The organism is Mycobacterium sp., assembly GCF_032162605.1.
Lineage (GTDB): Bacteria > Actinomycetota > Actinomycetes > Mycobacteriales > Mycobacteriaceae > Mycobacterium.
This window is the reverse complement of sequence record NZ_JAVROT010000530.1, coordinates 1-8752: the sequence shown is the minus strand read 5'-3', so window position 1 is coordinate 8752 and position 8752 is coordinate 1. Positions and strand designations below refer to the sequence as shown.

Here is an 8752-nt window from a genome sequence, read left to right as displayed (position 1 = left end):
GCGTTCAGACACTCCCGCACCGCACGATCACCGACTGCGTGCATGTGAATCTGGAAGCGTTCGGACGCCAGGGCGGACGTGATCTCGACGAGGTCGTCGGGTGCAATGAACGACAGCCCGCTGGTCTCTGCTTCTCCGGGTGCGGTGCGATACGGCGCGAGCATCGCCGCGGTGCAGTTCTCACAGATCCCGTCCTGCATGACCTTGACCGTGGTGGCACGGAAGCGGTCGTGGCCGGATGCCTCGCGTCGGGCCCGGAGTTCGTCGATCTGGTCGCGCCCGCGGTCGGCACTCCACCACAGTGCGCCAACGACTCGGGCCGTCAGCTCACCCGAGGCGTCGGCGTCGAGGTAGGTCGGCAGGACGTCGTCGAGTCCGAACAGCGGAATGCCCACCCCGGCGTCTTGCCAGCCGGTGACACCAACCGAATGCAAGTGTCGCTGTGCCTCGAGCAGAGCGCGGTACATGAAATCCGGAGTGACGGAGGGGATGAGATTGGTGACCGGGTCCGCGGCTCGCTCGAAGAGCATCCCCGTTGGCATGCCGTCCTCATCGCGCACGATCCTGCCGCCCGCGGGATCGAGTGTGCTGCGGTCGATTCCGACGACCTGCAGTGCCTTGGTATTCGTCCAGACGCCGTGCCCGTCGTGGCTGGTGAGCACCACCGGCCGATCGCTGACCACCGTGTCGATGTCACTGCGCGTGGGGAAGCCCCCTGGGAACGCGTCACCGTACCAACCGCCGCCGCTGATCACCGGTTCGTCGGGATGCGTGCGGGCGTGGTCACTGATGGCGCCGAGGTAGATCGCGCGGTCGTGGGGGAGCCGGGAAAGGTCACACCGCAGCGCTTGCATGCCGGCAGCCACCGGATGGACGTGGGCATCGATGAAGCCGGGAAGCAGGCTCGCACCGCAGGCGTCGATGATCTCGGTGCTCGGTCCGATCGTGTCGTCAGGCACACCTTGGCCCACGTAGACGATCACGCCAGCGCGGACGGCAACCGAATCGGGTTGGCGCAGAAGGTTGTCAGTGGTGAACACCGAGGCGTTGACGAACAGGGCGTCAGCGATCACGCTAAGCGCGCCCGGTGGTCTCGTGTGCGAGGTAGCCACGCTGGGTCGTGATGTGGTCGGCGAGATGCTTGGCGTCGTGCCAGACCCCCCAGATGAAGCTGGATCCGCGCCGCGACAGCCATGGCAGCCCCAGGAAGTAGACACCGGGCTCGGACGACACACCGCGCCGGTGCTTCGGCTTGCCGCGTTCGTCCAATGCGTCGACCTGCAGCCAGCTGTAGTCGGTGGCGAAGCCGGTGGCCCAGATGATGGTGTTGACACCTGCGTCGGCCAGATCGAGTTCCAGGAGAGGGTCGGTGACGGACTCGGGAAGGGGTTCCAGGACACGGGCCTCCGGTTCTTCGGGGAGGTCGAGACCGTTCCGCGCGACGTAGGCGTCGGCCTCGTCGAGCAGGGACAGGTAGTTGGCGTCGCCCTTGGCGATGTTGTCGCTGAGGTCCGGCGCGAAACGCAGGGTGCCGCTCTCGAACGAAGCGGTCATGCCCATGAGTTGGATGCCACGACCGGCGAGGTCACGGAAGTCGACGGTGTGACCGCCGTGCGCCCCGCTGACCGCGATCGTGACGTGCTCCGCACCCAGGGGTGGAGTCTCGGCGTCCCAGAGGCCCAGAACACCGAGCCACCAGCAGAAGTCGCGACCGCGATACCGCCGCGGTGGGCGGTCGTGCGGGCCGACGGAGAGGTACACCCGCCGTCCCGCCTGGCGAAGCTCATCGGCGATCTGCACTCCCGACGACCCGGCTCCGACCACCAGGACGGCGCCGTCGGGCAGTTGCTCGGGGTTGCGGTAGCCGCTGGAGTGCATCTGCACCGGTACCGCGCCGTCAGGAACGATCGGCGGGAAGACCGGGCGCTGGAATGGTCCGGTCGCGGCAATGACGAAGCGTGCGTCGACGATTCCGTCAGTCGTCTCCACGCGGAAGCCCGGCCTGCCGACGTGCCTCGTCACCGACGTCACCTCGACCCCGCACCGAATGGGCGCGGCGATCTTCTCGGCGTACGCGACGAAGTAATCGGCGACCTGCTCCTTGGAGGCAAAGGCATCGGGATCGAGGTCGAAGAACTCCAGGTTGGGAAAGCGGTCATGCCAGGCGGGTCCGTTCGCGACAAGGGAATCCCAGCGCTCCGAGCGCCAGCGCTCGGCGATCCGGTTTCGCTCCAAGACGAGGTGCGGCACGCCGCAGGCACCCAGATGCTCGCTCATCGCAAGGCCGGCCTGGCCCCCGCCGACGACGAGGACGTCAATCTCTTGGCTCGACATACCAACCTCCACTCCGAACGGCATCCTGTCTTGGGTCTGGATGCGCGTGCTCGTCCCTCGAATCCTCCGTGGGTCGCAATGCTCCTGTCGAGCAGATGTTTCTGAGCTTTTAGTTCTGATTTATCGATGTGGGTGCCCGTTCAGGTCATCTGAAAAAACGATGTAGCGGGCCGGATATTTGCGTTTTATGTCTGCAGTCTCACGGCTGATACTGAGGTGATCGCGATCGCCACTAGGCGAGCGCGCACCCTGATCACACGGTGAAAGTCGGTAGCGATGAGCACACCCGCACCCCTTCCTGGGCAGGTTGAACGGCGAACAATCGAGCACGTCCCCCTCGATGAACGACACGGCAGGGCCCGTGATCTGTTCACGGTCTGGTTCGGCTCCAACATCATGCTGCTGACGATCATTACCGGTGCGCTGGCGACGACGGTATTCGGTCTTCCGCTGTGGGCGGGGGCGACGGCGATCATCCTCGGCAACCTGGTGGGAGGCGTGGTCATGGCACTGCACGCTGCCCAGGGCCCGCAGATGGGTGTCCCGCAGATGCTGCAGACCCGCGCTCAGTTCGGCTCGTACGGAAGCCTTCTCGTCGTCGTTCTCGTCGTGTTCATGTACCTGGGCTTCTTCGCCTCCAATGCCGTGCTCGGCGGCCAGGCGTTGGCCAAAGTCACCGGCCTGCCCGTCAACTGGGCGATTGTCATCATCGGGTTGATCAGCGTCATCGCGACGGTGGTGGGATATTCGCTGATTCACAAGGTGACGGCGCTGCTGTCCGTCGTCGCCGGCATCACGCTCGTCGTGGCCTTCGTCTGGATCATCGCCGTCAACGGCGTCCCCGCGGAGACCTGGCACAGCGGTGGTTTCAGCTGGGTCGGTTTCATGGCCACGCTGTCGGTGGCCGCGCTGTGGCAGATCGCCTATGCGCCGTACGTTTCCGACTACACCCGCTACATGCCGCGGGACACCGGCCAGCGCGCCGCCTTCTGGGGTACCTACACGGGCTGCGTACTCGGCTCGGTGCTGCCGATGCTGCTGGGCGTTCTGGTCGGTGCCGCTCTGCCCGCCGATGACACCCTGGAGGGCCTGTCCACCCTGACCCACGGGGTGTCCACCGGTGTGTTCGCGATCTTCGCCGTCGGTATCACCGCGACCAATGCGATGAACCTCTACTGCGGAACTCTGTCGACGATCACCATCGGCCAGAACGTCTTTTCCCGTTGGACGCCGAAGGCGACGAGCCGGGCAGTCACTGCGGTCGTGTTGTTCGCGATCACCCTGGTCCCAGCGTTGGTCAGCGCCGACGACTTCCTGGCAAACTACGCCAACTTCCTGGCGCTGCTGCTGTGCGTGCTGATTCCGTGGACGGCGATCAATCTGGTCGACTACTACGTGCTGCGCCATGGCCACTACGACATCTCGGCGTTGTTCGAACGCGACGGTGGGCAATACGGAAGATTCAACTGGGTGGCCATCGGCTGCTACCTCGCCGGCATCCTCGTGCAGGTTCCCTTCCTGTCCACCACTTTGTTCACCGGGTTCGCCGCCGCGGCCATCGGCGGGGTGGACATCTCCTGGATCGTCGGGCTCATCGTCATCTGCCCGCTCTACTACGTGCTGATGGGCCCGCGGGTGCGCGCTACCGCCGTGGACGCCCCCGGCATCCCGAAGTCCACGGAGACGATGGCGTGACCCTTGCCGACTATCTCGTCGTCGGCGGCGGTACTGCGGGATGCATTGTGGCGGCGCGCCTTTCCGAGGATCAGAAGACGAACGTGACGGTGATCGAGCCGGGGCCGTCCGACGAGCTCGAGCCCCGCGCCCGCGACATCCGTCGTTGGGCGGAGATGTTGGAAGGCGAGTACGACCTCGATTACCGCAGCGTCGCCCAGGAGCGGGGGAACTCGCACATCCGCCAGGCACGGATGCGCATCCTGGGGGGCTGCTCCACGGCGAACACCATGATTTCGTGGCGCCCACTGCGCGCAGACCTGGACGAATGGGTGGCACTGGGCGCCGCCGGGTGGGACGCGGACACCGTAGGTCCGTACTTCGACCGCCTCGCCACGCCGATCACCCCGGTCGCCGAGCGGGACCGCAACCCGTATGTCGCCGACGTGGTGCAATCTGCACGCCAGGCACTCGATCTGCCGTCACGCACCAACTGGAATTCTGATCCCGACTTCGCCGAAACCGGCGTCGGAGCAGGATTCTTCGAGATCGGCTATACGCCGGAAGATCATCTGCGTTCCTCCACATCGGTGCACTATCTGCACCAGGCGCTGCGCACCAGGCCCAATCTCACGGTGCGCCATGGCGAGCAAGCGGTCCGCATCTTGGTCGAGGACGGTGCCGCGGTGGGTGTGGTGACCCGCAACCAGGACGGCGAACTGACCGAGGTGCGTGCCCGCCGGGAGGTGGTGGTGTGTTGCGGAGCGATCGATTCGCCGAAGCTGCTGCAGCTGTCGGGGATCGGTCCTGCCGGCGTGCTGCGGGACGCGGGAGTTGACGTGCTGGTCGAGCTGCCCGGTGTCGGTGAGAATCTGATGGATCACGCCGAGGGGCTCATCGTGTGGGAGACGGACCGTGTCGTGCCCGACACCTGTGCGACGGGGTGGGACGCCGGCGCGGCCGTGCGGCTGAGTGACGACGGTCCCTGTCGCCCGGATGTGTTGATGCACTTTCCGGTTGAGGCTGTCGCTGATCATGCGGTCACCTACGGCGCAGTGCTGCCCAAGCGCATCGTGTCCATCGCTCCCAACGTGGCCAAGCCGCGCAGCCGCGGTCGGGTATGGATCACGAGTGACGATCCCTCCCGCCCTCCGTCGATCGACTACCGGTACTTCACCGACCCCGATGGCCGCGACGAAGCGACGCTCGTCGCAGGCATCCGGCTCGCCCGGCGCGTCGCAGCGCAGACGCCCATGTCGGAATGGATTGTCCGCGAGGTCTTTCCCGGCCCGGAACTGGAGTCCGACGAAGACCTGTCGGAGGCGCTTCGGGCCACCCATCAAACCGTGTACCACGTGTCAGGCACGTGCAGAATGGGTGGTGAAGACGATCCGATGGCCGTGTGCGATCCCAGCTTGCGGGTCCGCGGCATCACGGGCCTGCGCGTGGTGGATGCATCGGTGTTCCCGACCATCCCGTCGGTGAATCCCGTGGGCACCGTCATGGCGTTGGCCGAGCGGGCCAGCGACCTGCTGATCACCGGCGCACGGGTATAAGTCCGGAGGCCCAGAGCGCCCCAGCGTCGTGCTCGGCGGTTGCGACGGCAGTGGACAAGTCCAGCGATGTGACGAGCAGATAGGTCTCGTTCCCGTTTCCGTCCCACCTGGGTGCCTCGGCGATCGCAGCACCGTCGGGGGCGATGATCCGGCTGCGGCCCAACAGAGCGTTCGGCCCTTCGCCACCGCTCTGGTTGGCCATCAACCACCACTGACCATTCGCTAGGGCATTGGCGGGATACAGGATGTCCCACCATGACTCCGTCGCGGTCTCGTAGGCGGACACCGAGATGACCACGCGCGCGCCGAGGTCGTGCAATGCCCGGGCGTATTCGGGATGATCCCCGTCGAAGCAGACACTGAGCCCGACGGTCCCGATGCCGTCGACGTCCACCACGGTCGGTTCCGAGCCGGCAGTGAACACGTCATCCTCACCCAGCGGTGTGTACAAGTGCACCTTGCGGTGTCGCGCCCGAAGGCTGCCATCCGGTGCGTAGACGACGGCCGTGTTGTAGAGCCGGCCGTCCTGAACGATCTCGGGCACCGACCCCGCGAAGAGCCAGACACCGTGTTGCAAGGCGGCCGCTGCGAGTTGACGGCCGCGCTCTCCATCGAGTGGCTCGGCGGCGACGGCTGCGTCATCGGCGAGCGACGCTGCGTCGTATCCGGATGCCCATAGTTCGGGGAGCACGATGAGTTCGCAGCCTTGAGCGGCCAGCGACCCGATGTGGGTCAGCGCGGTGTCCAGGTTTCGCCGAGGCTCGCCGCAGACGGCGTGCCACTGTGCGATACCGACGGTTGTCGTGCTCATGACGGCGCCTCTCAACTGACGGATTCCATGGCGGCTCCTGCCATCGTGAGTGGTCGGCAGACGCAGGGTCAAGCACAATGTTCCGATCTACGGCATCTCGAAACCGGATGGGATGCATCCACCGCCCGGGCGGCGGAAGGGCGGCGGAAGCGACACCACTCGGACGAGATCACCGATCCACCCGCATTTCCTGACCAATCGATGATCAGCCCGATGGTACTGCTGCAGAGCTATCACCCGAATGCCGTGCGCTATCGACGCACCGCATCGAGCGTTGCAACGGACGATGCCTGTATGGCAGAAAAACGTTGCCGCACTGCGCCCTACGCGCGAGGCACGTCACCGTCCGAGGGAGTCGCTGCGGGATCGAGAAAGTCGGATGGCGATCGCTCGATGAGACGCCGATGCAACTCCACTGTTAGCACATGGATTTGCCGCGTCAGTTCGGTATTGGTCTTCAGCTCCAAGTCTTGAGTTTCAAAGTCATGGTCTGCCTTGGCCTGCTGGAACGTCGACTGTCGGTTCTGACCGATCATCACGAACGCCGAAAGGAAGATCGCCTCGAGCGACACGACGAGGGTCAACATGGGCCACGGGCTCTTCTCCAGGAACAGCATCCAGACGGCGAATATCGCAGCATGCATCCACACGAAGTTCATCGAGCCCGCGAACGTGGTGATCTGATCGGCCAGACGCAGCTGGAAGTCCCGGCTTCGGCGCTCGGCCTCTTCCAACACGACTGGATGGTGGGCCACCTTGCCGCGCAGGAGCCGGCGCGGGATCAGCTGTGGGAGGCGCCGGGCACTGACAGCGGGGTGATCGGTCGTCACGGTCGTTCCTTTCGCGGTCTATCGCATACACCAGCCATGCGCCGAACTCTATCCGTGGGTATCCGACCGGATGGTGTCCGCCGGCACACGGTCGGCACTACGGAATTGTTCGCCGCAACAACGACGCCGAGCGATGTCCATCGAACCAGCGAAGCCGCTCGCGGAGCGAGTCGCGATGTCGAAACTTGCGTACGAATGCCCCAGTTCGGGCGCCCCGCTCGCGGGATTCCAATTCGTCCACGATCTCCTCGTCCGCATGCTGACGAAGCTGAAGGTGCCGAGTAGTTCGGGGCGGCTGCTACACGGCTGTAGCGCGCAACATCATCCGGCCTCCGACGTTGTCGGCATCCACAATGACGGTGAAAGATCCCCGGGCGACGATTCAGGAGTCATCCAACCGAAGACGTAGGAGTCCCAATGACAGACATTGACCTGAGCGCGCAGTTCGACAAGATCTCCGACCAGGCGAAGGACGCATCCGACAAGTTGAAGGCTGCTGGCCAAAGCACCAAGTATAAGCTGGAGACCGATGTCATCAGCGCTCGCGATCGTGCGAGCGCAGCGGCGGATCGACTCAACGACAAGGCAGTTGATGCCAAGGACAAGGCCTCGTCGCAGTGGCAAGAGATGCACGCGAAGTGGCAGGCGCATGTTGCGAAGGTGAAGGCCAACGTCAGTGACAAGCAGGACCGCCTCGACGCGGACCTCGCCGCCAACGATGCCGACCTTGCCGAAGATTACGCACTGTCGGCGATCGACTTCGCGCAGGCCACCATTGATGAAGCCGAGTCGGCGGTATGGGACGCCATCTATTCACGCGCGAACGCGGACGCGCTCGACTCGACCTCTCGTTGAACCGATGTCCACGTGACGGTTGCCGCAGGCGCAGAGGGACAGCGGGTCGCGAGCTTCGGCCGGCTCGACCTCGGCCTGCGGCAAGCCAGTGACTGGTACCTCTGGGGTCCCTACATCAGCGAAAGACAGTGGGGCACAGTCCGTGAGGACTACAGCGCCGACGGTGACGCATGGTCCTATCTACCGCATGATCATGCACGTTCGCGCGCCTACCGGTGGGGCGAGGACGGGCTCGCCGGGTTCTGCGACATCGAACAACGGTTGTGCTTGGCGCTCGCGCTGTGGAACGGGCGTGACCCGATACTGAAGGAGCGGGCGTTCGGGCTCACCGGTGCCGAGGCCAATCACGGCGAGGACGTAAAGGAGTACTGGTGGTACCGGGATGCCGTACCCAGCCACTCCTGGAACAGCTGGCGCTACCACTATCCACAGCGGGCATTTCCCTACCAGCAGCTGCTGGACGAGAACCGCCGACGGAGCAAGCGCGACCGGGAGTACGAACTGCTCGATACGGGGATCTTCGACGACGACCGCTACTGGGTCGTCGACGTGCAGTACGCCAAGGCGGATCCGACCGTCATCCTGATGATGATCAGCGTGACCAACGCCGGGCCCGACACCGAACTGCTGCACGTGCTTCCGACCATGTGGTACCGCAACACCTGGTCCTGGGACGCCGATGGAACCCGACC

General features: G+C 64.9%; 7 protein-coding genes and 1 pseudogene. 4 read left to right on the top strand and 4 right to left on the bottom strand.

Annotated elements, in window-relative coordinates; all coding sequences use genetic code 11:
- Together QOI01_RS29415 and QOI01_RS29410 are read right to left on the bottom strand one after the other, a co-directional pair.
- A partial coding sequence (locus QOI01_RS29415) for an amidohydrolase (RefSeq protein WP_526386674.1) occupies positions 1 to 1073 on the bottom strand: 1073 nt, incomplete at its 3' end.
- Position 1074: 1 nt separating this feature from the next.
- Positions 1075 to 2334 (bottom strand): flavin-containing monooxygenase, encoded by a 1260-nt coding sequence (locus tag QOI01_RS29410; protein ID WP_526386673.1) that lies wholly within the window; start codon positions 2332 to 2334, stop codon positions 1075 to 1077.
- 276 nt (positions 2335 to 2610) lie between these two features.
- Between QOI01_RS29410 and QOI01_RS29405 the strand changes: the two genes are divergently transcribed.
- Together QOI01_RS29405 and QOI01_RS29400 are read left to right on the top strand one after the other, a co-directional pair.
- Entirely contained in the window at positions 2611 to 4029 is a 1419-nt protein-coding gene (locus QOI01_RS29405; RefSeq protein WP_526386672.1) for a purine-cytosine permease family protein, read from the top strand.
- Entirely contained in the window at positions 4026 to 5564 is a 1539-nt protein-coding gene (locus QOI01_RS29400) for a GMC family oxidoreductase (protein WP_526386671.1), read from the top strand. Before QOI01_RS29405 ends, QOI01_RS29400 begins: the two co-directional genes overlap by 4 nt.
- Here QOI01_RS29400 and QOI01_RS29395 read toward each other — a convergent pair.
- Both QOI01_RS29395 and QOI01_RS29390 read right to left on the bottom strand, forming a co-directional pair.
- On the bottom strand, positions 5545 to 6375 hold the full coding sequence (locus QOI01_RS29395; RefSeq protein WP_526386670.1) for a carbon-nitrogen hydrolase family protein: 831 nt from the start codon (positions 6373 to 6375) through the stop codon (positions 5545 to 5547). The two genes, QOI01_RS29400 and QOI01_RS29395, sit on opposite strands and share 20 nt — an antisense overlap.
- A gap of 323 nt (positions 6376 to 6698) precedes the next feature.
- Positions 6699 to 7205, bottom strand: a complete 507-nt coding sequence (locus QOI01_RS29390; RefSeq protein ID WP_526386669.1) for a DUF1003 domain-containing protein — start codon at positions 7203 to 7205, stop codon at positions 6699 to 6701.
- A 417-nt stretch (positions 7206 to 7622) separates the two neighbouring features.
- Here QOI01_RS29390 and QOI01_RS29385 point away from each other — a divergent pair, with 417 nt between their 5' ends.
- Both QOI01_RS29385 and QOI01_RS29380 read left to right on the top strand, forming a co-directional pair.
- Positions 7623 to 8060 carry a hypothetical protein gene (locus QOI01_RS29385; RefSeq protein WP_526386668.1) on the top strand — a complete coding sequence of 146 codons (438 nt, stop codon included), beginning with the start codon at positions 7623 to 7625 and terminating at the stop codon, positions 8058 to 8060.
- Positions 8061 to 8072: 12 nt separating this feature from the next.
- Positions 8073 to 8752 (top strand): annotated as a pseudogene (locus tag QOI01_RS29380) (MGH1-like glycoside hydrolase domain-containing protein); the annotation flags it as partial.

What these genes read in the sequence shown, in the direction of transcription:
- QOI01_RS29410 (WP_526386673.1), bottom strand. Translation starts at nt 2,334, where the DNA reads ATGTCGAGCCAAGAGATTGACGTCCTCGTCGTCGGCGGGGGCCAGGCC.
- QOI01_RS29405 (WP_526386672.1), top strand. Translation starts at nt 2,611, where the DNA reads ATGAGCACACCCGCACCCCTTCCTGGGCAGGTTGAACGGCGAACAATC.
- QOI01_RS29395 (WP_526386670.1), bottom strand. Translation starts at nt 6,375, where the DNA reads ATGAGCACGACAACCGTCGGTATCGCACAGTGGCACGCCGTCTGCGGC.
- QOI01_RS29385 (WP_526386668.1), top strand. Translation starts at nt 7,623, where the DNA reads ATGACAGACATTGACCTGAGCGCGCAGTTCGACAAGATCTCCGACCAG.